Raw genomic sequence first — 22,872 nt, 5'->3', positions numbered from 1 at the left:
GTGCCGGGAGGTCAATCCTCGCCAATCACGCGCTCGTCGCGCGGGGTGGAAAGTAGCTTCTCGGCCTCTCCCTGTTGATGGGCGAAGATCAGGCGATACTCGCCCTTGTCATCGGCGGAGTTCTTGGCGCGTAACTCGCGCACCAGGGTGCGGGCGTCCTGATAGCGCTCTTTGGTGTCGATATAGGTCAATTGGCGGTTGGTTGAGACCTGGTAGACGAAGTAGGGCATGGTGACCGTTCCCTATACTGAAGCAAAAAGACTGCGCTTGCGATAGCGCGGCAAAGGGACCCGCTCGGTCCCTGCGCATAGACCAGTGGGAGCATGCCTAGCGGTGGCTGAAATTCACGCTGTTTTGTCGCAGAACCGATTGGGAATTGCAAGGATACCCCGGAGCAGCTTCGCTGGCGATGCTACCCTGACTGCTGGTTGTCCGTGCCAGCCGGTGATGGGCAAGGGTTTTTGCCGGGCACGGCTTTTCGACTATGATCCATCGCCGATTCGGCTGCCATGGATTGTTAAGAATCCGCCCGCGCCTTTTCAAATAACCACTTAAAATCAAAATCTTAAACTTTAGAGGGGGAGACAGGAATCATGCGAATCGAAACACTGGCCATTCACGCGGGCTTTGAGCCGGACCCGACCACTAAATCGGTGGCCACGCCCATTTACCAGACCACCAGCTATGCCTTCGATGATACCCAGCACGGGGCGGACTTGTTTGACCTCAAGGTGCCCGGCAACATTTACACGCGCATCATGAACCCAACCAGCGATGTGCTGGAAAAGCGGGTCGCGGCCATGGAGGGCGGTGTCGGCGCGCTGGCGTTGGCCTCTGGCATGTCGGCGGTGACCAACGCCATTCTGACCATCGCGCAGGCCGGCGACAATATCATCGCCACCTCGACACTCTATGGTGGCACCTACAATCTCTTCGCCCATACCCTGCCGCGCCTGGGGATAGAGGTGCGACTGGTGGCGCCCAATGACGTCGACGCCATGGCCGCGCGTATCGACGGTCACACGCGCGCGGTGTTTTGCGAAACCATTGGCAATCCGGCTGGCAATGTGGCGGATCTGCGCCCAATTGCCGACATGGCGCATGAGCAGGGTGTTCCGGTGATTGCCGATAACACAGTGCCATCGCCCTATCTGTGTCGTCCGTTCGAGCATGGCGCGGACATCGTGGTGCATGCGTTGACCAAATACATGGGCGGACATGGCACCACCATTGGTGGGGTATTGGTGGACAGCGGCCAGTTTCCCTGGGCGAAGCATGCCGCGCGCTTTCCGATGCTCAATGAGCCCGATGTGTCCTATCATGGCGTGGTCTATACCGAGGCCCTGGGAGCCGCGGCCTACATCACCCGCGCGCGCGTGGTGCCACTGCGCAACATGGGCGCGGCCATTTCGCCCTTTAACAGCTTTTTGATCTTGCAGGGCATCGAGACTCTGCCAGTGCGCATGGACCGCCACTGCGAGAATGCGCTGGCGGTGGCCAAGTATCTGCGCGAGCACCCCAAGGTGGCCTGGGTGCGCTATGCGGGCCTGCCGGATAGTCCGGATTATCCACTGGTGCAAAGGTATATGCGCGATGCGCGCGCCAGTTCCATCCTCTCGTTCGGGATTCGCGGAAGCGGCGGCGATGGCCGAGCAGCCGGCGCGCGCTTTATCGATGCGCTGAAGCTCGCGGTGCGCCTGGTGAATATTGGTGATGCCAAGACGCTGGCCTGTCATCCGGCGACCACCACCCATCGCCAGCTCTCGCCCGAGGAGCTTAAGGCCGCGGGCGTATCGGAGGATCTGGTGCGTCTGTCAATTGGCATCGAGCATGTCGATGACATTATCGCCGATCTGGACCAGGCGCTGGCGGCGGCCTAGCCACCGGCCGGGCGGGATGCGCCCCGTTCCGATGATTTTTCCAGGCGCCGATGGATTTCCTGGCGCAGACAGGCCAGGACGGTCTCGCAGCGGATGGGACCGTCGGCCAGGGTGGTGATAAAAAAGACGTCGTCCACCTCGGCACCAATGGTGGCGATCTTGGCGCTTTGCAGGCGGATGTCGCAGCTCTCGAACACGCTGCCAACTTCCGCCAGCAGGCCGGGGCGGTCCAGGGTGACCAGGCGCATCATGGTACGCTGGCGCTTGGGATCGTCGTTGAAGCTGACCCGGGTCTCGATCGGGAAGTGATGATGCTGGCGCGGCAGGCGCCGGGCGACCTCGACCTTGTCATTGTCGAGTTGTTCGAGTTCGCGGTGCAGCAGGGCGCAGAGTTCGTCGGTCTCCTCGCCCTGGGGAACGGGTAGACCATCGGCGCCGAGCACCTGAAAGCTGTTCATGGCACTGCCATCGTCCGTGGTGGTGATGCGGGCATCGACGATGTTGAGCCCGAGTTGATCGAGCAGCGCCGTGGTGCGCACGAACAGATTCTTGCCGTCGCGCGCATGGATGAAAATCTCGCTGCAGCCGCGCGGCGCCAGCGAGCGGATGGCCACCAGAGGTTGGCCAAGGCGGTTGCTGGCGAGGATCTGCTGGCTCTGCCAGGCAATCTCCTCGGGCGAGGCAGGGGCAAAGAAATCAGCGCTCAGTTTGTGCCACAGGTCGCGGCACTGCTCGGCCTCAATGCCGGCGCGGGCGAGAATGCGCATGGCCTCGGTTTGTTTTTGTTCAATCAGATCGTCCTGCGCCTGGGGGTTATCGAGGCCGCGCTCGAGGCTGTCGCGGGTGCTCAGATAAAGCTCGCGCAGCAGGGCATCCTTCCAGGAATTCCAGCGCTTTGGGTTGGTGGCGCGCGAATCGGCCACGGTGAGCAGGTAGAGATAATTCAGCCGGTTGACATCCCCGACCAGGGCGGCGAATTCCTGAATCACATCCGGGTCGCGGATATCCTTGCGCTGCGCTGTCAGGGACATCAGCAGATGGGTCTCGACCAGCCAGACGACCAGGCGGCTGTCGTACTCGCTTAAATGGTGCAGCTGGCAGAAGTCCCAGGCGTCGCGGGCACCGAGTTGCGAGTGATCGCCACCACGGCCCTTGGCGATATCGTGAAACAGCCCACCCAGATAGAGCAACTCGCGCTTGGGGATTCGGCGGGCAATGGCGCTGCACAGTGGAAACTCGTGGTCAAAATCACGGACGCTGAAGCGGCGCAGATTGCGCACCAACATGAGGGTGTGCTCATCCACCGTGTAGACATGGAAGAGGTCATACTGCATCCGCCCGACAATGTTGGCGAAGGCCGGGATGTAGCGCGCCAGCACGCCGTAGCGATTCATGCGCGTCAGCACTCGGCTAAGCCCGGTGGGGTGGCGGAAAATCTCCATGAACAGACTGCGCGCGCGCAGATCCTCGCGAAAATCGTCATCGATGCGATGGCGGTTCTCGCGCACCAGGCGGATGGTGCTGGCGCGCACCCCCTTGAGTTCCGGTTGCAGTTGCAGAATGTGGAAGAGTTCAAGCAGCGCGAAGGGCGAGCGATTGAAGACCTGATCGTGGGTGACTTCCAGATAGCCGCTGCGAGACTGAAAGCGCTTATTGATTGGTTGCGGCGGGCCGACGTGGTCGCGCAGAACGATGGCCTCGCGAAACAACTGCAACAACATTTCATTCAGCCGATTCAGCTCCATCACGGCCCGATAGTACTGCTGCATGAACTGTTCGACGGCGAGGTCGGTCTCGGTGTCCGAGAAGCCGAATTCAGCCGCCAGGGTGCGTTGGTAATCGAATAGCAGCCGGTCCTCGCGCCGCCCGGCGAGCCGATGCAGCGCAAAGCGAATCCGCCACAGCAACGCCTGGCTGTCGATGAGGGTGAAATACTCGGTTTGGGTCAGGAACCCGTGGCGGACCAGTTCTTCCAGCGCCGTGGTGCCAAAATGACGTTTGGTCACCCAAACAATCATCTGAATATCGCGAAGACCGCCCGGATTTTCCTTGATGTTGGGCTCCAGGTTATAAGCGGTTTCGCCGTATTTCTGCCAGCGTGCGCGTTGTTCTCGGCACTTGGCGTCGAAGAAGGCCTCGCTCGGCCAAACGCACTCCGGCGCGATGGCCTGCTGCATGTCGACAAACAAGTCCTCCTTGCCAGCGATCAGCCGCGCTTCAATCAGGTTAGTGATCACTGTCACGTCGTCGCGCGCCTCGGTCTGGCATTCGGCCGGCGTGCGCACGGCATGCCCGACCTCAAGGCGGATGTCCCACAGAAAGGTCAGAAAGGCGCTTAGGTGTTCAGTCGTTGCCTCTACCGCTTCGGGCGCTACCAGCATTAGCAAGTCAATGTCCGAGGCCGGCATCAGTTCTTCCCGGCCATAGCCGCCGACGGCGACCAGCGCGGCCTGGGTGTCGGATGGGCCGAACTGACGCCAGGCATGGATCAGCAACTCGTCGATCAGGCGGCTGCGAGCAATGGCCAGTGCGCCCACGGGAACCGCGGCGTCAAAAGCCTCGGACAGGCGACTGGTCGCTTGCGCGAGTATCTCCTTGAACACGCGCACACAGTTCTCGGGCGGGGTGCTGATGAGACGTTCGCGCTCAGCCGATGTGAGCGGCTGATGAATGATGGCATCCGGAGTCATGTTCCTGCTCAGGCAGCCTCCATCTGGGCGCGCTCTTCGTCGCGCAGGGTGAGGATTTCGTAGCCGCTGGCAGTCACCAGGATGGTGTGCTCCCATTGCGCGGAGAGGCTGCGATCCTTGGTGACCACAGTCCAGCCATCTGGCAATTGCTTAATGAAGCGTTTTCCGGCATTGACCATGGGCTCGATGGTGAAACACATGCCGGGTTGCAACACCAGACCGTCCCCAGGTTTTCCATAATGCAACACCTGGGGCTCTTCGTGAAACTGTCGACCAATTCCGTGTCCGCAATATTCGCGTACAACGGAGAACTTATTGCGCTCGACCAGGGCCTGAACAGCATGGCCGATGTCGCCAAGGGTTGCGCCGGGACGCACGACCTCGATTCCCGCGCGCATTGCCTGCTGGGTAACGTCGATCAGCCGGCTGGCCAGCACCGAGGGCTGGCCGATGGTAAACATCTTGCTGGTATCGCCGTGGAAGCCGTCTTTGATCACGGTGACGTCGATATTGAGTACATCCCCTTTTTTCAGGCGTTTGTGCGAGGGGATGCCGTGGCACACTTGGTTGTTGACCGAGGTGCAGATCGATTTGGGAAAGCCGCGATAGTTAAGCGGCGCGGGAATGGCGTTTTGTGTGTTGACAATAAAGTCATGGCAGATGCGATCGAGTTCATCTGTCGTAATGCCGGGTTCTATGTGTTCACCTATCATGTCGAGCACCTCCGCCGCGAGGCGGCCGGCGATGCGCATTTTGTCGATTTCCGCGGGGGTTTTGATGGTAACGCTCATGGATTCGGGTCGATGATTCTGGGCAAGGCGCTAAAGCAATGGGTACCTAGTAAAGGGGCGCGAGACGGCAGACGCTCGGCTTACACTGGACGGTTGCGCTGGACAGTTGCGGTAAGCAAGGGCCAGCGAGACCCAAACTGGCTAGATGGGGAGCAAAGTCCCATTCTGGAACCCGGCCTTGCAAGCGGGGGAAGCGAGTACATCGTTGCCCATGAACAGCCCATCATGGTATAAGATGCGCCGCGAAGCCGCAAACTGCGCCAGATGTGAGGGCACTTCGCCAGTGAACTTCACCAGTGAACTTCACCAGTGAACTTGGAAATGGCGAGTTGCCCCGAGGTACCTGTCGGGAATTTATCTTGGGTGGATTTAGGGGTTTGTTCGGCGGGACGGGAGCGGAATCCGTTGTTGGGAGTCTCCCGCATCTTGCATTCCGACGGAGCCGTGCTCTCCAGTTGCGTCCAGTCGAGCTAAAATCCGGTAAGCAGAGATTCGGCCAAGCTGAGATCTGGCCAAGCTGAGATCTAGAAAGCTGAAACCAGCTGCGCTGAATAGGCCCAACCGAAACAGATCGATCCGTTTCGGATCCTTAAACAACATGGGTGCGCCCCATTCAGGCAGGCCTCGCGTTCGCACCGGGCGAAATCCGTATCAAGTTTCGCCATTGCATTCAATATCCAACGCCACACGCGTTCCGACACATGACACTGGGTGCCTCACGGATCAGGTGAGGTTGTGTGATGGGGTTCGCGGAGGTTCAACCCAAACGGAGTACACCAATGACAGATGTATCCATGCGCCAGATGCTGCAGGCTGGCGTTCACTTCGGGCACCAGACCCGCTACTGGAACCCCAAGATGGGGGCCTATATCTTTGGCCAGCGCAACAAAATTCACATCATCAACTTGGAGCGGACCCTGCCGCTGTTTCAGGATGCGATGAACTATCTCGGCAAGCTTGCCTCCAATGGCGGGCGCGTTCTCTTTGTCGGCACCAAGCGCGCCGCACATGACCCCATTCGCGAGGAGGCGCAGCGTTGTGGTATGCCTTATGTCAATCACCGCTGGCTCGGCGGCATGCTCACCAATTTCCAGACGGTGCGCAAATCTATCCAGCGGTTGAAAGAACTCGAGGCCATGTTCGAAGACGGCAGCATTGAGCGCTTTGGCAAGAAAGAGGCGCTGACACTGAGCCGTGAACGCGACAAGCTCGACCTGAGCTTGGGTGGCATCAAAAACATGGGTAACCTGCCGGATGCGCTTTTTGTCATTGACGTGGGCCATGAGCGCATCGCGATCACCGAGGCGAACAAACTCGGGATTCCCATTGTTGGCGTGGTTGACACAAACAATGATCCGGGCTCGGTGGATTACGTTATTCCGGGTAACGATGATGCCATTCGCGCTGTGCGCCTTTACATTGAAGCTGCCGCCTCGGCCATTCTCGATGGTCGCCAAACGGCTGCCGCGATGGCCGGTGGGCGCAATGCCGATGGCGCAGAGTTCGTGCCCGAGGAAGAACCGACCGCGGCTGCAGTCGATGACGTCGCTGCCTGAGGCCAGTTGTCAGGCCTTCAGTCTCGGCCATTGCTGCCGGGCGCGCGAGTGTTTCCGCGGACCAACCCGCACCAGCCCGGCCCTTGAGCCGACGGCTGACAGTTTTTTTTATTGATTGGGGGATTTCATGGCAATCACGGCCAGTCTGGTCAAAGAGCTTCGGGAGCGCACCGGGGCTGGAATGATGGAATGCAAAAAGGCGCTGGTTGAAACCGCCGGCGACATTGAGGCGGCCATTGAGGCCATGCGCAAGTCTGGTCAGGCCAAGGCCGCCAAAAAGGCCGGCCGCACCGCCGCTGACGGCGTGGTGGAAATTCGCATCTCCGAGGATGGTAAGCAGGGCGTGGTGTTGGAGATCAACAGCGAGACCGATTTTGTCGCCAAGGATGAGAACTTTGCCGCCTTTGCCGCTGCCGCAGCCGATACCGCGCTGGCAGCTGAAGTCGAGGATGCTGCCGCCCTGGCCGCCCTGACAATGGCCTCGGGCGAGACAGTCGATGCTGCGCGCGAGGCGCTGATCACCAAGGTGGGCGAAAACATCCAGCTGCGTCGACTGCTGCGCTTCAATAATGTCGAGGGTCGTCTGCATCACTACCGCCACGGCACTCGCATTGGCGTGATCGTCGAGCTCATTGATGGTGACGAGGTGCTTGGCCGAGACATCGCCATGCACATTGCCGCCACCAATCCGGGCTGGGTGAGCGAGGATCAGGTTCCGGCCGAGGCCGTCGCCAAGGAGCGAGAGATCTTTCGTGCCCAAGCACTCGACAGCGGCAAGCCGGAAAACATCATCGATAAAATCACCGAGGGGCGGGTGCGCAAGTTCTTCGAAGAGGTCACCCTGCATGGTCAGGCCTTCGTTAAGGATGCGGAACAGACGGTTGGCGACTTGTTGAAAAAGGCCGGCGCCAGGGTGAAGCGTTTCGCGCGCTTCGAGGTCGGTGAAGGCATCGAGAAGAAAACCGAGAACTTCGCCGAGGAGGTCCAGGCTCAGGCGCGCGGCGTCTGAGTCAGGCCAATTTGGCGCCAGCGACCTGCAGCCTTCATCGGCATCAATAACGGAGCATCCATGCCGCACCGTCGGATTCTGCTAAAGCTCAGCGGGGAAGCTCTGCTCGGTGACTCGCCCTGCGGGATCGATCCAACGGTCCTGAACCGCATTGCCGCCGAGGTTGCCGAGGTGGTTGCCGCCGGGACCCAGATCGCCCTGGTGATTGGCGGCGGCAATATTTTTCGCGGCGTTGGCCTGGCCGGTGCGGGCATGGACCGCGTCACCGCCGATCAGATGGGTATGCTTGCCACCGTGATGAATGCCCTGGCCATGCAGGACGCGCTCGAGCGCATCGGCGTGCCGACCCGGGTGATGTCGGCGCTCAAAATCAACCAGGTGTGCGAAGACTACATTCGCCGCCGCGCAGTGGCGCATTTGGATGCAGGGCGGGTGGCTCTTTTTGCCGCTGGCATTGGCAGTCCGTTCTTCACCACGGACTCCGCCGCCAGCCTGCGTGCGATTGAAATCGGCGCGGATTTACTCATTAAAGCCACCAAGGTCGATGGGATTTATTCGGCCGACCCTGTGACGCATCCCGATGCGGTGCTGTATCCTCGACTCACCTATGATAGAGCCTTGCGCGAAAACCTCAAGGTGATGGACGCCACCGCCATCGTGCTGTGCCGCGATAACCAGGTTCCGCTGCGGGTGATGAACATTTACGAACCGGGAGCGCTGGTTCGGGCCGCGGCTGGCGAGGATATTGGCTCCCTAGTAGAGAGTGAACTAGTAGAGAGTGAACCCAAGCAATGATCGACGACATTAAGCAAAACGCCGCCGAACGCATGGCCAAGAGTGTCGAGGCGCTCGGCCATGAGTTGGCGAAAATCCGCACGGGCCGCGCCCATCCGTCGCTGCTCGATCATGTCAAGGTGTCCTACTACGGCTCCGAGGTACCCATCTCACAGGTCGCTAATGTCGCCGCCGAGGATGCTCGCACCCTAACGGTGACACCATGGGAACGTAATATGGTGTCCGTGGTCGAGAAGGCCATCATTCAATCCGATCTGGGGGTCAACCCCAACACCGCCGGGACCGTCATTCGCGTACCCATGCCGCAGTTGACCGAAGAGCGTCGGCGTGATCTGCAGCGCATTGCCCGTCATGAGGCCGAGCAGGCGAAGGTAGCGGTGCGCAACATTCGTCGCGACGCCAACAATGACCTGAAAGAACTGGTCAAGGAAAAGTTGATTTCCGAGGATGATGAGCATCGCGGGCAGGAAATCGTGCAGAAACTCACCGATCAGTATGTCAAGGAAGTCGACCAGGTACTGGAGCGTAAAGAAACCGATCTGATGGCGATCTGATGGGTTCAGTTCCGCAGGAATTCTTGCCTGAATCCTCGTCAAAATCGCCACCCGCGCGGACGACGCAGCCAGATACCGGGCAGCGTCAGGGATCTGATTCGGGCCTTGGTAAGGTGACGCCGGTTTCTGGGCTGCCCACGCACGTGGCGATTATCATGGATGGCAATGGCCGCTGGGCTCGCCAGCGTGGTTTGCCGCGTACCGCTGGGCACAGGGCTGGCGCAAAGGCCGTGCGGGCGGTTGTCGAAGAATGCCTGCGCAGGGGGGTTTCGGCATTAACCATCTTCGCCTTCAGCAGCGAAAACTGGCGGCGGCCTAAATCCGAGGTCAGAGTGCTGATCGAGTTATTCATGAGCACCTTGCGGATCGAGATCCGCCGCCTGGTAGAGCATGATGTGTGCTTTCGGGTGATAGGCGACCTGAGTGCCTTCTCGGAAAAGTTTCAGCGTCAAGTCCGCGAGGCCGAGCAGGCCACGCGCGACAATCGCGGCTTGTCCCTGCAGGTGGCGGCTAACTATGGCGGGCGTTGGGACATCGCTCAGGCGGCCCGCGCCTTGGCCAGTGAGTTGGTTGCCGGGCGAATGGATCTTGATGCCATCGACGAGGCTGCCATTGGTGCACGCTTGGCAACCTCCGGGTTGCCAGATCCCGATCTGTTTATTCGTACTGGCGGCGAGAAGCGGCTCAGCAACTTTCTACTCTGGCAGTCGGCTTACGCCGAACTGTATTTTTCCGAGCTGATGTGGCCGGAGTTTGACGCCGATGCCCTTGCACTGGCGCTTGCGGATTTTGCCCGCCGTCAGCGTCGCTTTGGTCTCATTGGTGAGCAGCTCGGCGAGCCGGGGGGTGGGCTGCAACATAACGCGCTGCAAAATGATCAAGTGCCGCCTAATTTCCCCAATGAAGGCGCTTCCGACGCAGACGCTTCGCACAGGCTCGATACCCCGATGATGCCCGTGCAATCCGCACGTGATTTGGCCTGACAGGTCAATTCCTGCCCATTGAATCATCCGTCCGCCATGACTGACTCCAATGCGACAGCAGCGTCCGGGGCGCTACGCGAGCGTTTCTGGACCGCGTTGATGCTCGCGCTCGCGACAGCGGGCGCCGTGCTTTGGCTGCCTACCCTCGGCTTGGCTGTGGCGCTGGCGCCGGCAATCGGGCTTGCTGCTTGGGAGCTGGCGATACTACTGGGATTATCCCGCGCCATCTTGCGCTGGGCTTATCTCCTAACTGTGCTTGCGGTTCTGGGTCTATCTGGCTTGGTCGGCTTAGTGCGAGAGCCATTGCCAATCCTGCTCCCCGTGGCGGTGTTTTGGCTCCTGATGCTCCCCGTCATTTTCCGTGTTGGTGACGTGCAGCCGGCCAAGGCGGCGGATTGGCCGATGCTGCTGGTATCCTTGCCCGTCATCTCAGCCTGTTGGATCGGCGTACTGGCGCTTCACGCGCGATCCAGTGGCGGCGCCTGGATGGTGCTTTTCTTGCTGATGCTGGTCTGGCTGACGGATACCGGTGCCTATTTTGCTGGGCGTCGCTTCGGGCGGCGCAAGCTCGCGCCCAGTGTCAGTCCAGGTAAAACTGTCGAGGGCGTGATGGGCGGCCTGATTGCCGCTGGTCTTTGGAGTCTGGTGTTGTTACCCATGGCCGGGAATCCGCTGTCCTGGCTATGGCTGGTACTGCTGTGCATGCTGACGGCCGGGGTGTCGGTGGTGGGAGATTTGCTTGAGAGCTGGCTGAAGCGCCGTCGCAACCTCAAGGACGCCGGTTCCCTGCTCCCCGGTCACGGAGGCATGCTGGATCGGGTGGACAGTCTGCTCGCCGCCGTGCCTGTGTTCGCGCTTGGTTTTCTGCTCTGGGAGGCGACAGGATGATTGGCATTGCCGTGCTTGGTTCAACCGGCTCCATAGGGGTCAGTACCCTGGATGTGGTGCAGCGTCATCCGCAACGCTTCCGCGTCCTGGCGCTGAGCGCGCATCGCAATGTCGAGCGCATGGCCGAGCAGTGCCTGGCTGTCAGACCGCGCTTTGCCGTGATGGTCGATGCCGAGGCGGCCGGGCAGCTCCGCGACGCCCTGGCGGAGATGTCTGACCCGCCGGAGGTGCTCGCGGGCGCGGATGCCCTTGAGCGGATCGCGACCCTGCCGGAGGTGGATGCCGTGATGGCGGCCATTGTCGGCGCCGCCGGACTCATGTCTACTCTGGCCGCCGCCAAGGCTGGCAAGCGGTTGCTGCTGGCGAATAAAGAGGCTTTGGTGGTGGCGGGCGCGATTTTGATGCGTGCCGTGGCGGACTCCGGGGCTGAGCTTCTGCCGATCGACAGCGAACACAATGCCATTTTTCAATGTCTGCCGGCGCAACGTCCAGAAGGTTTGGAGCGCGCTGGTGTCGAGCGGATTCTACTGACGGCGTCCGGTGGTCCCTTTCGCAATACGCCGGCGGCGGACTTGGCGCGAGTCACTCCGGAGCAGGCGTGCGCGCATCCTAACTGGAGCATGGGACGCAAAATTTCCGTTGACTCCGCCACCATGATGAACAAAGGCCTCGAGATCATCGAGGCCTGCTGGCTGTTCGATACCCCACCAGAGCGCATTCAGGTGGTGGTGCATCCGCAAAGCGTCATTCATTCCATGGTGCAGTACAACGACGGTTCGGTGCTGGCGCAGCTCGGCAATCCCGATATGCGCACCCCCATCGCCCATGCCTTGGCCTGGCCAGAGCGTATCGCCTCGGGCGTGGACATGCTGGATATCTTCTCGGTGGCCAGGTTGGATTTTGAACCGCCGGCACCCGAGCGTTTTCCCTGTCTCAGGCTTGCTTATCGCGCGGCGCGCGAGGGCGGCACCGCGCCCGTGGTGCTGAATGCCGCTAACGAGATCGCGGTGGAGGCCTTTCTCGACGAACGCATCGGCTTTACCGACATCGGCCGGATTGTCGAAATGACGATGGATCAGCTACCGACGGTGGCGGTGGATGCAAGCGGTCCGCGACAGGGACTGACACAGGTTCTGGAAGTTGATCGTCAGGCGCGGGAGCTTGCCGAGCAGAGTATCGCCGGCCTTGCGCCGACCCGCGTGGGGCAGGGTTAAAGCATGGATTTGCTGCTTAAGCTGGGCGCCTTTCTGGTTGCCATCGCCATTTTGATTACTGTGCATGAGTTTGGTCACTTTTGGGTGGCGCGTCGGCTTGGTGTCAAGGTGCTGCGCTTCTCCCTCGGTTTTGGAAGTCCGCTGTTAACCTGGCATCGCCGGGGCGACGAAACCGAATATGTCCTCGCCGCCTGGCCCATCGGCGGCTATGTAAAAATGGTCGATGAACGCGAGGAAGAGGTTGTTGATCCTGCCGATCTTCCGCGCGCATTCAATCGCCAGCCACTATGGAAACGCTCGGCCATTGTGGCGGCCGGGCCATTGGCCAATTTTCTGTTCGCTTTCCTGGTGTACTGGCTGGTGCTAATGGCCGGCGAGTCCGGTGTGCGGCCCGAGGTGGGCGAGGTACTGCCCGAGTCGATTGCCGCCAGTGCCGGCTTTACCCCGGGTGACCTGATCGAGCGTGTTGATCAGCGCGACACCCCGACTTGGAGTGCGGTCTGGTTCGCGCTGCTGCAGGGGGCCTTTGGCGGTGAGGATGTGCTGGTGCGGGTGCGCGACGAGGCGGGCAGGGCGCAGGATCGCTGGCTGCCCAGCAACGATCTTGATCAACTGGACCCGGCACGCGGTTTTTTGACCTCTGTTGGTCTGGTCGGACCGCGACCCGTGCTGCCGCCAGTGATCGGCGAGCTTGTGCCAGGGCAGCCGGCGCTCGAGGCTGGCATGCAAGCCGGCGACCGTATCACCGCGATCAATGGCCAGGCCGTGCGGGTGTGGGCGGATGTGGTCGAGGCTGTGCGTGCCCATCCGGGGCAGCCGCTGACTGTTCAAGTCGAGCGCGGCGCGGATACCCTGCTGATTTCCTTGGTGCCGGCGGTGATGACGGAAGGGGATGAGCGTTTCGGGCGCATCGGTGCCGGGCCACGGGTACCGGATGATTTGCTCGTGGATCAACAGGTGGTGGTGCGACTCGGGCCCCTGGCGGCTGCCGGCGCGGCCGTGACCCGGATCACTGATGTCTCCGTGTTGACCTTGCGTCTCATCGGGCGGATGCTGGTCGGTCGCGTCTCGGTCGAGAATCTGAGCAGCCCGATTGGCATTGCCGATGCGGCCGGGCGAACGGCTCAGGTTGGTTTTGAGCCTTTCGTGAAATTTCTCGCGCTGCTCAGTGTCAGCCTTGGGCTTCTGAATCTGCTGCCGGTTCCGGTGCTCGATGGCGGACATCTGCTCTTCTTCGCGGTGGAAGCCGTCATTCGCCGTCCGCTTCCAGACAGTGTCATGGAACTGAGCCAGCGCCTAGGAATCGCGCTGCTGGTTGGACTGATGACGCTGGCTTTCTATGTCGACATCGCGCGCTTCCTCGGATTGTGAGGCTTGGGCTGGTTAAGGGGTTTCCCTTATACTAACCGCTCTTCGCTGCCGATGAATCCAAACATGTATCCACTGAGGGCAAAGGTGTGCCAAAGCCGATAACACGCACGATGCAGCGCCGCGCGGGCGCGCTTAGCCTGCTGCTGGCCGTGTTGTTCTGGATGGGAACTGCCGCAGCGGCATTTCGCGTTGCCGATATTCGCGTCGAGGGATTGCAGCGCATCGCGGCTGGTACTGTATTCAGCTATCTCCCGGTGCAGATCAATGATCTGGTGGTCGACGATGTCACCTCCGATATCATCCGCTCACTCTACACCACTGGCTTCTTTGATGATGTCAAGGTCGAGCGCGATGGCAATGTGCTGGTGATTTGGGTGCGCGAGCGCCCGGCCGTGGCCCGAATCGATATTGTCGGCAACAAATCCATCAAGACTGATGATCTCAAGGAGGGACTCAAGGAAATCGGCCTGGCCGAAGGGCGGGTCTTCAATCGCTCAGTCCTGGATCGCATCGAGCAGGAACTGCGCCGCCAGTACTTTGCCGCTGGCAAGTACGGCATGGATGTCGAATCGACCGTCTCGCCGCTGGATCGCAACCGGGTGGCCGTGCGCATCGAGGTCACCGAGGGACTGACGGCCCGGCTCAAGCAGATTAACATCATTGGTAATGAAGATTTCAATGAAAAACGGCTACTTAAGCTGTTCAAATTGGGGCCCACCAAGTGGAATTCCTTCTACAGCAAGAACGACCGTTATGCCAAGGAGAAACTGGCCGGCGATATTGAGGCGCTACGTTCCTTCTATCTTGACCGCGGTTACATTAATTTCCAGGTTACATCGACCCAGGTCACTATTAGTCCGGATAAAAACGATATCTACGTGACCATCGGCATTGACGAGGGTGAGGTGTATCAGGTCAGCGATATTCGCTTGGCCGGTGATCCGTCCATCCCGGTCGAGCAACTCTTTCCGCTGATTGAGATGCAACGCGGCGCCGTGTTTTCGCGCAAGGCCGCGAGCGAAAGCGCCGAGCGCATTTCGGAACTGCTCGGCAACGAGGGTTATGCTTTTGCCAACGTAAACACCGTACCCGAGGTCGATGCCGAGAATAAGACTGTCGCCGTGACCTTTTTTGTCGACCCAGGTAAACGCGTTTATGTTCGTCGCGTCAACATGAAGGGCAATACCCGCACTCGCGACGAGGTATTGCGTCGTGAGATGCGACAACTCGAAACCGCTTGGTTCTCGGCGGATCGGGTCACCAAGTCGCGCGAGCGATTGAAAAGACTAGGCTTTTTTGAGGATGTCAACATTGAAACGCCGGCAGTTCCGGGCTCGCCGGATCTAGTCGACGTCGATGTGACCGTCAAGGAGAAGCCATCCGGTAATCTGCTTGCAGGTGTGGGCTATTCGCAGTCGGATGGTATTTTGTTTAGTACCAGCGTATCGCAGAACAATTTTCTTGGGACCGGTAAACAGGTCTCCTTTGCTTTCAATACCAGCGGCAGTGATCAGCTCTACCGGCTGGCTTACACCAACCCCTACTATACGGTCGATGGCATTAGCCGCGGATTTGATCTAGCTTATCAGACCACTGATTACGACGAATCCATCGGCGCCGACTACTCAACCGACGTGGGCTTGGCGGAAGTGAATTTTGGCCTGCCGATTTCCGATACGAGTCGCGCCGGTCTTGGGGCCCGTTACCAATACACGCACTTTTTCGCCGGCGAGTATTCCGAGTTGGCTAAGGATTTCATAGCCCAAAACGGAAATAAATTCAACGACTTTTTCTTGACTGCAAGCTATACGAAAGATTCGCGTGACTCGGCCATTTTCCCCACCAAAGGAACCTTGCAGTCGCTCTATGGTGAGATTGCGGTGCCAGGAAGCGATTTGCAATTCTATCGCATTACTTACCGCGGGCGGCAGTACATTCCACTGACACAGCGGTTTACCTTCGCCTTGAGAGCGAATTTTGGTTACGGCGCTGGCTATGGCGATACCACCGAAATGCCGTTTTTTAGTAATTTTTATGCTGGTGGGCCAGGGTCCGTGCGTGGTTGGAAGGCCTATTCCCTGGGCCCGAGGGAAACCACGGAAGAAAATGATCCAGTTGGCGGCAATATGATGCTGACTGGCAGCGTCGAATTGTTCGCGCCGCCCCCGGTTGGCGGAAAGTTCGAGGACACCTTGCGTCTTGGGGCCTTTTTGGATTTTGGTAACGTCTGGTGGACAGAGCCATCTGATTTGGTTGCACCGACTGGCTTTGACCTAGGAGATCTCCGATATTCAGCGGGTCTGTCGTTGGCATGGCTGTCCCCCGTGGGGGCTCTGTCAGTCAGTGTTGCCTATCCGATTAACGCCAAGGATGACGACGACGAGCAGGTATTCCAGTTCTCCTTTGGGCAAAATTTCTAATGACAAGAGATCCACTTGAGATCTGAGAGTTTCATGGAGCATTTGACGGTGCGACGCTTCGGTTCTGTCCTTTTTTTGGTAACTTTGATCCATGGTGTTGCCTGGGCGGAATCTCCTTACCCCGGCAACAGTGCCAGCCTGCGGATTGCTATCGTGGACCCAAACCGCATCGTCGAGGAGTCACCGCAGTACGAGTCGGCTCGCCAAGTGTTGACCGAGGAGTTGAGCGAACGCGAAACGACCCTGCTTGATCAACAGGAAGGCATTGATCGGTTGCAACAGCGACTCGAGCGTGATGCCGCGCTGATGAGCGAGGATGAACTACAGCGTTTGCAAAATGACATTCGCTCACGCACGCGACGTTTGCGTTATGAGAAGGAAGAATTGCAAGCAGACTTCGCGCTGCGCAAGAATGAATTGCGTACGCGTCTGGTAAAACAGGTCGAGGAGGTGGTGGCGCAAATTGCGCGTGAAAAGGGCATTGATCTGATTTTGACCGATGGCGTGGTCTACTTTAGCGAACGCATGGACGTTTCCGCGGATATCATTGAACGTCTGAAACGGGAGTTTGCCGACCGCTGATAGCGCGGTTATGCGATCCGTGCGGTCATGCAAAGCAATAACGGGATACTTCTCGCGGACTTGGCGGTGCGCATCGGCGCTGAGTTAGCCGGTGAAGGCAGCATTCGCGTGTCGCGTGTCGCGACGCTTGAGCGTGCCGCTAATGATTGTCTGGCCTTCCTTGGCGATCGAAAGCTGCGTGATCGTCTATCGCAAACCTCAGCCGGCGCCGTTATTCTGAGATCTGATGATCTGGCGGATTGTCCTTCGGCTGCTCTGCTGTCGGAGAATCCCTATCTCACATTCGCGCGTGCCATCGAAATTCTTCATCCGCGGGTGCGCCCGGAACCAGGCTGCCATCCCAGCGCGGTGGTCAATGAGATGGCGCGCATCGATCCAAGCGCATCTGTTGGCCCTTTGTGTGTGATTGAGCAGGATGCTGAGATTGGCCCTGGTGTTCAGATGGGTCCCGGCTGTATCGTTCTGGCGGGCGCGAGCATCGGCGCGCACAGTCGTTTGGTCGCTCGTGTTGTGGTGTGCGAGAACAGCGTGATCGGCAGGCGCGCGCTCTTGCATCCCGGCGCCGTGATCGGTCGGGAAGGCTTTGGATTCGCCAAGGATGGCGAGCGCTGGATGCGGATGAGGCAGATTGGGCGCGCGATCCTGGGGGACGATGTCGAAATCGGCGTGAATTCCGCCGTGGACCGCGGTGCAATAGAGGACACACGTATTGCCGATGGCGTCAAGATCGATAGCCTGGTGCAGATTGGGCACAATGTGCAGATAGGTGAGAATACCGCCATGGCGGCCTGCGGCGGCATTTCCGGGTCGACCCGCATTGGGCGTAACTGCACCCTGGCGGGAGCGGTCGGAATGGCGGGGCATCTGACCATTGCCGATAACGTGCATTTTTCAGGCATGGCGATGGTGACTCGTTCCTTTCGTCAGGCCGGTGTTTACAGTAGCGGTATTCCGGCGATGCCGGCCGCGGAGTGGCGGCGTCAGGTGGTGCGTTTTCGGCAGCTCGATGAGATGGCACGGCGCCTGAAGCAGCTCGAGGAGCGTCTCGCCACACTGACACCCGAGGGCAGCGAGGTTGACGCTGGCGCCGATGATGCGCCGTCTGGCGTTCGCAAATGATTTCTGTGATGGGTGACGTCTTGCTAGTGGGTTCCTGGAGGCAATTTTGGTAATCATGGATATTCACAAGGTGATGAGCTTCTTGCCACACCGCTATCCCTTTCTGTTGGTGGACCGGGTGGTGGAGTTCGAGCCGGATCAGCGGCTGCTCGCGCTCAAGAATGTCACCTTCAACGAGCCTTTCTTTACCGGGCATTTTCCTGTGCGCCCGGTCATGCCGGGGGTGCTGATCGTGGAAGCCATGGCGCAGGCCACGGGGCTATTGGCCATGGCGTCGCGGCCGGACGAGGTCAGTGAAAAGTCATTGTATTACTTTGTCGGAATCGATAAGGCGCGCTTCAAACGACCAGTTGAACCCGGTGATCAGTTGTTTTTGGAAGTCGCTCTGAAGCAGGTGCGTCGCGGTATCTGGAAGTTCGATGGTGTCGCGCGGGTCGATGACAACCTGGTCGCGACAGCCGAAATTATGTGCACGGCGCGGGATTTCTAATTCTTGATTCACCCGAGCGCGGTTATCGACCCCGACGCTGATCTTCACCCGGATGTGGAGGTGGGTCCCTTTGCGGTAATCGGCGCCGAGGTGAGCATTGCCCGTGGCTGCCGCATTGGATCCCATGTTGTGATCAAAGGCCCGACCCACATCGGAGAAGACAATCAGATTTACCAGTTCGCGGTGGTGGGCGAGGCGCCGCAGGACAAGAAATTTGCCGGCGAGCACTCCGAACTGCACATCGGTGAGCGCAATGTGATCCGAGAGTTTGCCACTTTGCATCGCGGTACTGCCCAGGATCTGGGCGTTACCCGTATTGGCAACGACAATCTGCTGATGGCATACACGCATGTGGCCCATGACTGTCATATCGGCAATCATGTCATCATGGCCAATGCCGCCTCGCTCGGGGGGCATATTCAAGTTGACGACTGGGCTATTCTGGGTGGTTTTACCATTGTGCATCAGTTCTGTCGTCTGGGCGCCCACTGCTTTACCTCCATGGGCTCGGTGGTGGCCAAGGATATTCCACCTTTCGTCACGGTGAGCGGGCATCCTGCACGCGCGCGCGGCGTGAATGTCGAAGGCCTGCGCCGCAGGCACTTCGATGCCGAACGTATTCGTCAGATTCGCCAGGGCTATCGGCTGCTATACCGCTCTGGGCTGTTGATCGATGAAGCCATCCGACGCCTGCGTGAGTTGGCGGCCACGGCGCCGGACCTGGGGTTGATGGCGGATTTTGTCGCTACGCGCGCGCGCGGTCTGCTGCGCTGATGCCAGTCACCATTGCCCTGGTTGCCAACGAGCCCTCCGGCGACCAACTCGGTGCCCTGGTGCTGCGCGCACTGCGCGCGCGCTGTCCAGATGCGCGTTTCGTCGGTGTGGCAGGCCCCAAGATGATTGCCGAGGGCTGCGAGACTTGGCTGCCACTGGAGCAATTGTCGGTGATGGGCTTTGTCGAGGTTCTCAAGGAACTGCCGCGGCTGCTGCGCTTGCGCCGCGAACTGCGTGCGCGAGTGCTCGCGTTGCAACCCGACCTGTTTGTCGGTATTGATGCGCCGGACTTCAATCTGGGGCTGGAGCGTGATCTGCGCGCGGCGGGCATTCCAACCGCGCATCTAGTCTGTCCGACGGTCTGGGCGTGGCGCCCTGGTCGGGTTAAGGCAATCCGCCGCGCGGTGGATCTGATGCTCAGCATTTTCCCCTTTGAGGAGGAATTTCTGCGCCGGCATCGGGTGCCAGTGCGCTATATCGGGCATCCGCTGGCCGACGACATCCCCTTTGATGTCGATCAGGCGCAAGCACGCGCGGCAATCGGGCTGCCCGCGACCGAGTTGCCCGCAATAGCATCCGTGGTCGCGCTCTTACCAGGCAGTCGTCTGAGCGAAGTCGAGCGGCTCGCCGATCCCTTTATCGAAACAGCCTTGCAATGTCAGAGTGAGCGCCCCGATCTACGTTTTGTAGTACCTCTGGTTTCACAGCGTATTCGCGCCGTCTTTGAATCCCGGCTGCGGCAGCTCGGCCAAGGTCGCTTGCGACCGCTGCTGCTGGACGGGCGCTCGCGCGAGGCCATCGCCGCGGCGGACATTGTCCTGACAGCATCGGGCACCGCCACGCTTGAAACTCTGCTGCTTAAGCGCCCGATGCTGGTTGCTTATCGCCTCAATCCTCTGACCTGGGCGCTGCTCAAAGGGCTGCGTCTGATCAAGGTGCCCTATGCCGCCATGGCCAATTTGCTCGTGGGTCGCGAGCTGGCGGCGGAATTTCTGCAAGAGCGCTGCAACGCTAGTGCAATGGCGCCCATGCTGCTCCGGCTGCTCGACGACGCTGCGCTGCGCGAGGAAATTCAGGCCGCCTATCAGCGGGTGCATCGGCGGCTAAGGCAGGACGCGGCGGCACGGGCAGCAGACGCGCTGCTTGCGCTGATCAAAGCGCCAGGGTCGGTTTGAATGCCGGCGCTGTCGGGCGTCTCGCGCATCGCCGGCGTCGACGAAGCTGGGCGCGGCCCGCTTGCTGGCCCGGTGGTGGCGGCCGCGGTGATCCTGAATCCCAATCAGCCACTGACGGGCCTGGCGGACTCGAAAACATTAAGCGCGACCCAGCGTGAGCAGCTGGACCGGGAGATTCGCGCCAATGCGCTTGGCTATGCCATTGCTCTGGTCAGCGCGGCGGATATTGATCGGGAGAACATTCTCAACGCCAGTCTGAGGGCCATGCGTGAGGCTGTGCATGCCCTGCGGCCACCAGCGCACCGCGCCCTGATCGATGGCAACCGCTGCCCGCTCGATCTGTGCTGCCCGGCCGAGGCCATTGTGCGCGGCGACGCGCGTGAGCCGGCCATCAGCGCCGCGTCAATCCTTGCCAAGGTGGCGCGCGACGCTCTGATGGTGGAGCTCGATGCCCAATACCCAGGCTATGGCTTCGCGCGTCACAAAGGTTATCCGACCAGAGTGCATCTCGAGACCCTGCAGCGCCTGGGGCCATGTCCCGAGCATCGCTTGAGCTTTGCTCCCGTGCGCAAGCTACTTGATCCCCTTGAGTGTTTTTAATCCGTGCCCGAGGGATTGTCGATGAGATTCTTCAGCGTCAGGCCAGAAACTGCCTCGCTTGTCGCTTTCATGATGCGTGCCTCAATATCAGCCACCGGGCCTGCCAGGGATGGGGGTGCGCCTGTTTGCTCATAGTCGCGCACAGCATCGAGCACGGATTGGATGCTAATGCGCTCTGGTGGACGGCTGGGAATAAACCCCTCGGTATGAGCCGGGTGATTGGCAGCGGTGCTGTCCGCGGTGCGCCGGATCAGCTCCGCCGTCTCGAGCATGTCGATCAGGGTGGCGATGTTGGTGCCGGGCACGCCGCAGGCTTTGGCGAGCGCCTCGGCATTGGGTGGAGCCAGTCCTTGCGCGTAGTCGCTGGCGATGCGGCCGATGACAGATAACGCAAGGCGTTCGCGCAGACGGTTGCTCAGACGCGGTTCGCGCGTTTTCGTGTTCAGATAGGCGGGATTTTGCACATAGAAGGCGATATTGGCGCCGATCAACACAATCAGCCAGGCGATATAGACCCACATCATGAACAGAATCAAAATCGCCAGGGAGGAATAAATGGCCGCGTAGCGAGTCGAGCCGGTAATAAAGTTGGCAAAGATCGAGCCCACCGTTTGCCACAGCAGCCCGGCCACCAAGGCGCCGATCAGGGCCGCGCGCAGTCGCACTCGGGTGTTGGGCACATAGGCGTAGGTAAAGGTAAAGGCCAACGTGATCAGCAGATAGGGCAGCAACCAGGGCCACACCGAGCCGAGCAGAAAACCCATGGCCTTTTGCTCAAGCAGCCATTGCACCAGGGTGTAGCTGCGCAGGGAGGCTGTCGCTCCGACCGCCGAGAAAAAGAGTACCGGGCCGATCAGCAAGACGCTGAGATAATGACTGACGCGTTCCCCAAAGGGACGCAGCTGTTTGACGCGCCAGGTGGCATTGAAGATTTGCTCGATTTTCTGAATCAGCGACAGTACCGAATAGAGCAGTAGCCCAAGCCCGACTGAGCCCAGCACGCCGACATTGGTCTTGTCGACGAAGGCGATCAGATTGGTCGCGACCTCTCCGCCCTGGTCGCCCAGGGGTGCAAGCGCATGCAGCAGCCAGGGCTCAATCTGATTATGGACGCCAAATCCTTTGAGCACCGAGAAGCTCACCGCCAGCAGTGGCACCAGCGATAGCAAGGTGGTGTAGACCAGACTCATGGCCTGCAGGGACAGCAGCCCCTGGTGGAAATCCCGGCCGATGGCGAAGATCACGCGCCCGATCAGTACCGCGGAGCGCTGTGCCAGTGGCAGCTGCTCCAATGGAGTCTGCCACAGCAATTGCTCGAATCGGTTGGGAACGAGCTTAAAGTCGATCATGTCGCGGCTTGTGGTGACCCGGCTCGCTCGGTATCGGTTCCGCGGCCCTTTGCGCGCAGTGGCAGCTTGATTGTCCGGGTTGCCGAGGTTTCTTGCGCGTCAGTCATGTGCGCGCACCAGACGTGCCTTCTCACGCTGCCAGTCGCGGTCTTTCTCGGTCGCGCGCTTGTCGTGCAGTTTCTTGCCCTTGGCTAGGCCGATTTCGAGTTTGGCGCGCCCGCGTTTCCAGTACATGGCGGTCGGCACCAGGGTGTAACCGGCGCGCTCGGTTTGGCCAATCAGCCGGTCGAGTTCCGCGCGCTTAAGCAGCAGCTTGCGTGAGCGCGTCGGATCGGTGGTGACATGGGTCGAGGCCGAAGTTAGCGGCGAGACATGGGCGCCGATTAAAAAGGCCTCGGCATGCAGGATCTTGACGTAGCTCTCCTTGAGCTGCGCGCGCCCGGCCCGCAGGCTCTTGACCTCCCAGCCAAGCAGGCACAGGCCCGCCTCAATGCGTTGCTCGATGTGGTAGTCATGCCCGGCTTTTTTGTTGAGCGCAATGGTGTTGCCGCCGGACGCTTTCTTTTTGCTTGCTTTTGCCATTGGCCAAGTTTACACCCCTTTGGCGGGAAGTTTTGGTTGGCTCTAGCCTG

21 protein-coding genes are annotated in these 22,872 nt (G+C 60.0%); 16 read left to right on the top strand and 5 right to left on the bottom strand.

Features of this window, described 5'->3' with window-relative positions; all coding sequences use genetic code 11:
* Positions 1-11: 11 nt before the first annotated feature.
* Positions 12-230, bottom strand: a complete 219-nt coding sequence (locus Thiowin_RS15155) for a hypothetical protein (protein ID WP_328983836.1) — start codon at positions 228-230, stop codon at positions 12-14.
* A gap of 363 nt (positions 231-593) precedes the next feature.
* Here Thiowin_RS15155 and Thiowin_RS15150 point away from each other — a divergent pair, with 363 nt between their 5' ends.
* Positions 594-1,880 (top strand): O-acetylhomoserine aminocarboxypropyltransferase/cysteine synthase family protein, encoded by a 1,287-nt coding sequence (locus Thiowin_RS15150; RefSeq protein WP_328983835.1) that lies wholly within the window; start codon positions 594-596, stop codon positions 1,878-1,880.
* On the opposite strand, the gene glnD is transcribed toward Thiowin_RS15150, so the two are convergent.
* Complete coding sequence (glnD, locus tag Thiowin_RS15145; RefSeq protein ID WP_328983834.1) at positions 1,877-4,570, bottom strand: [protein-PII] uridylyltransferase; 2,694 nt, start codon at positions 4,568-4,570, stop codon at positions 1,877-1,879. The genes Thiowin_RS15150 and glnD overlap by 4 nt on opposite strands.
* 8 nt (positions 4,571-4,578) lie before the next feature.
* Positions 4,579-5,361, bottom strand: a complete 783-nt coding sequence (gene map, locus Thiowin_RS15140; protein ID WP_328983833.1) for a type I methionyl aminopeptidase — start codon at positions 5,359-5,361, stop codon at positions 4,579-4,581.
* A 779-nt stretch (positions 5,362-6,140) separates the two neighbouring features.
* Between map and rpsB the strand changes: the two genes are divergently transcribed.
* From rpsB to rnhB, 15 genes are all read left to right on the top strand, one after another.
* The gene (rpsB, locus tag Thiowin_RS15135) at positions 6,141-6,917 is read left to right on the top strand and encodes a 30S ribosomal protein S2 (RefSeq protein WP_328983832.1); all 777 of its coding nucleotides are present in this window, start codon (positions 6,141-6,143) and stop codon (positions 6,915-6,917) included.
* A 127-nt stretch (positions 6,918-7,044) separates the two neighbouring features.
* Positions 7,045-7,926 (top strand): translation elongation factor Ts, encoded by an 882-nt coding sequence (gene tsf / locus Thiowin_RS15130; protein ID WP_328983831.1) that lies wholly within the window; start codon positions 7,045-7,047, stop codon positions 7,924-7,926.
* Between the two features lie 60 nt (positions 7,927-7,986).
* Positions 7,987-8,721 (top strand): UMP kinase, encoded by a 735-nt coding sequence (gene pyrH, locus Thiowin_RS15125; RefSeq protein WP_328983830.1) that lies wholly within the window; start codon positions 7,987-7,989, stop codon positions 8,719-8,721.
* Complete coding sequence (gene frr / locus Thiowin_RS15120; RefSeq protein ID WP_328983829.1) at positions 8,718-9,275, top strand: ribosome recycling factor; 558 nt, start codon at positions 8,718-8,720, stop codon at positions 9,273-9,275. The genes pyrH and frr overlap by 4 nt, the downstream gene beginning before the upstream one ends.
* Positions 9,275-10,258, top strand: a complete 984-nt coding sequence (gene uppS / locus Thiowin_RS15115; protein ID WP_328983828.1) for a polyprenyl diphosphate synthase — start codon at positions 9,275-9,277, stop codon at positions 10,256-10,258. The genes frr and uppS overlap by 1 nt, the downstream gene beginning before the upstream one ends.
* 36 nt (positions 10,259-10,294) lie before the next feature.
* Positions 10,295-11,146, top strand: a complete 852-nt coding sequence (locus Thiowin_RS15110) for a phosphatidate cytidylyltransferase (protein ID WP_328983827.1) — start codon at positions 10,295-10,297, stop codon at positions 11,144-11,146.
* Positions 11,143-12,360: a 1-deoxy-D-xylulose-5-phosphate reductoisomerase gene (gene ispC / locus Thiowin_RS15105; RefSeq protein ID WP_328983826.1), complete on the top strand. Its 1,218-nt coding sequence runs from the start codon at positions 11,143-11,145 to the stop codon at positions 12,358-12,360. Before Thiowin_RS15110 ends, ispC begins: the two co-directional genes overlap by 4 nt.
* A gap of 3 nt (positions 12,361-12,363) precedes the next feature.
* Positions 12,364-13,731: an RIP metalloprotease RseP gene (rseP, locus tag Thiowin_RS15100; protein WP_328983825.1), complete on the top strand. Its 1,368-nt coding sequence runs from the start codon at positions 12,364-12,366 to the stop codon at positions 13,729-13,731.
* A 110-nt stretch (positions 13,732-13,841) separates the two neighbouring features.
* Positions 13,842-16,151 carry an outer membrane protein assembly factor BamA gene (gene bamA, locus Thiowin_RS15095; protein WP_328983824.1) on the top strand — a complete coding sequence of 770 codons (2,310 nt, stop codon included), beginning with the start codon at positions 13,842-13,844 and terminating at the stop codon, positions 16,149-16,151.
* Positions 16,152-16,184: 33 nt separating this feature from the next.
* Entirely contained in the window at positions 16,185-16,733 is a 549-nt protein-coding gene (locus Thiowin_RS15090; protein ID WP_328983823.1) for an OmpH family outer membrane protein, read from the top strand.
* Between the two features lie 27 nt (positions 16,734-16,760).
* Positions 16,761-17,852, top strand: a complete 1,092-nt coding sequence (gene lpxD, locus Thiowin_RS15085) for a UDP-3-O-(3-hydroxymyristoyl)glucosamine N-acyltransferase (protein WP_328983822.1) — start codon at positions 16,761-16,763, stop codon at positions 17,850-17,852.
* Between the two features lie 46 nt (positions 17,853-17,898).
* On the top strand, positions 17,899-18,342 hold the full coding sequence (gene fabZ / locus Thiowin_RS15080) for a 3-hydroxyacyl-ACP dehydratase FabZ (RefSeq protein WP_408034087.1): 444 nt from the start codon (positions 17,899-17,901) through the stop codon (positions 18,340-18,342).
* Positions 18,343-18,345: 3 nt separating this feature from the next.
* Positions 18,346-19,116: an acyl-ACP--UDP-N-acetylglucosamine O-acyltransferase gene (gene lpxA, locus Thiowin_RS15075; protein WP_328983820.1), complete on the top strand. Its 771-nt coding sequence runs from the start codon at positions 18,346-18,348 to the stop codon at positions 19,114-19,116.
* Positions 19,116-20,291, top strand: coding sequence for a lipid-A-disaccharide synthase (gene lpxB / locus Thiowin_RS15070; RefSeq protein WP_328983819.1), 1,176 nt, complete (start codon positions 19,116-19,118; stop codon positions 20,289-20,291). Before lpxA ends, lpxB begins: the two co-directional genes overlap by 1 nt.
* Positions 20,292-20,891: a ribonuclease HII gene (gene rnhB / locus Thiowin_RS15065; RefSeq protein ID WP_328983818.1), complete on the top strand. Its 600-nt coding sequence runs from the start codon at positions 20,292-20,294 to the stop codon at positions 20,889-20,891.
* Here the strand turns inward: rnhB and Thiowin_RS15060 are convergent.
* Both Thiowin_RS15060 and smpB read right to left on the bottom strand, forming a co-directional pair.
* Positions 20,888-22,240, bottom strand: coding sequence for a YihY/virulence factor BrkB family protein (locus tag Thiowin_RS15060; protein ID WP_328983817.1), 1,353 nt, complete (start codon positions 22,238-22,240; stop codon positions 20,888-20,890). The two genes, rnhB and Thiowin_RS15060, sit on opposite strands and share 4 nt — an antisense overlap.
* Before the next feature lie 99 nt (positions 22,241-22,339).
* Positions 22,340-22,822, bottom strand: coding sequence for an SsrA-binding protein SmpB (gene smpB / locus Thiowin_RS15055; protein WP_328983816.1), 483 nt, complete (start codon positions 22,820-22,822; stop codon positions 22,340-22,342).
* Positions 22,823-22,872: the final 50 nt, after the last annotated feature.

Source organism: Thiorhodovibrio winogradskyi (assembly GCF_036208045.1).
Taxonomy (GTDB): domain Bacteria; phylum Pseudomonadota; class Gammaproteobacteria; order Chromatiales; family Chromatiaceae; genus Thiorhodovibrio; species Thiorhodovibrio winogradskyi.
This window is presented reverse-complemented; position numbering and strand designations above follow the sequence as displayed.

Coding starts and splice junctions, on each gene's coding strand:
- map (WP_328983833.1), bottom strand. CDS start 5,361: ATGAGCGTTACCATCAAAACCCCCGCGGAAATCGACAAAATGCGCATC.
- uppS (WP_328983828.1), top strand. CDS start 9,275: ATGGGTTCAGTTCCGCAGGAATTCTTGCCTGAATCCTCGTCAAAATCG.
- Thiowin_RS15090 (WP_328983823.1), top strand. CDS start 16,185: ATGGAGCATTTGACGGTGCGACGCTTCGGTTCTGTCCTTTTTTTGGTA.
- Thiowin_RS15110 (WP_328983827.1), top strand. CDS start 10,295: ATGACTGACTCCAATGCGACAGCAGCGTCCGGGGCGCTACGCGAGCGT.
- Thiowin_RS15155 (WP_328983836.1), bottom strand. CDS start 230: ATGCCCTACTTCGTCTACCAGGTCTCAACCAACCGCCAATTGACCTAT.
- pyrH (WP_328983830.1), top strand. CDS start 7,987: ATGCCGCACCGTCGGATTCTGCTAAAGCTCAGCGGGGAAGCTCTGCTC.
- Thiowin_RS15060 (WP_328983817.1), bottom strand. CDS start 22,240: ATGATCGACTTTAAGCTCGTTCCCAACCGATTCGAGCAATTGCTGTGG.
- smpB (WP_328983816.1), bottom strand. CDS start 22,822: ATGGCAAAAGCAAGCAAAAAGAAAGCGTCCGGCGGCAACACCATTGCG.
- Thiowin_RS15150 (WP_328983835.1), top strand. CDS start 594: ATGCGAATCGAAACACTGGCCATTCACGCGGGCTTTGAGCCGGACCCG.
- tsf (WP_328983831.1), top strand. CDS start 7,045: ATGGCAATCACGGCCAGTCTGGTCAAAGAGCTTCGGGAGCGCACCGGG.
- lpxD (WP_328983822.1), top strand. CDS start 16,761: ATGCAAAGCAATAACGGGATACTTCTCGCGGACTTGGCGGTGCGCATC.
- rpsB (WP_328983832.1), top strand. CDS start 6,141: ATGACAGATGTATCCATGCGCCAGATGCTGCAGGCTGGCGTTCACTTC.
- ispC (WP_328983826.1), top strand. CDS start 11,143: ATGATTGGCATTGCCGTGCTTGGTTCAACCGGCTCCATAGGGGTCAGT.
- rseP (WP_328983825.1), top strand. CDS start 12,364: ATGGATTTGCTGCTTAAGCTGGGCGCCTTTCTGGTTGCCATCGCCATT.
- frr (WP_328983829.1), top strand. CDS start 8,718: ATGATCGACGACATTAAGCAAAACGCCGCCGAACGCATGGCCAAGAGT.
- bamA (WP_328983824.1), top strand. CDS start 13,842: ATGCAGCGCCGCGCGGGCGCGCTTAGCCTGCTGCTGGCCGTGTTGTTC.
- glnD (WP_328983834.1), bottom strand. CDS start 4,570: ATGACTCCGGATGCCATCATTCATCAGCCGCTCACATCGGCTGAGCGC.
- rnhB (WP_328983818.1), top strand. CDS start 20,292: ATGCCGGCGCTGTCGGGCGTCTCGCGCATCGCCGGCGTCGACGAAGCT.
- lpxB (WP_328983819.1), top strand. CDS start 19,116: ATGCCAGTCACCATTGCCCTGGTTGCCAACGAGCCCTCCGGCGACCAA.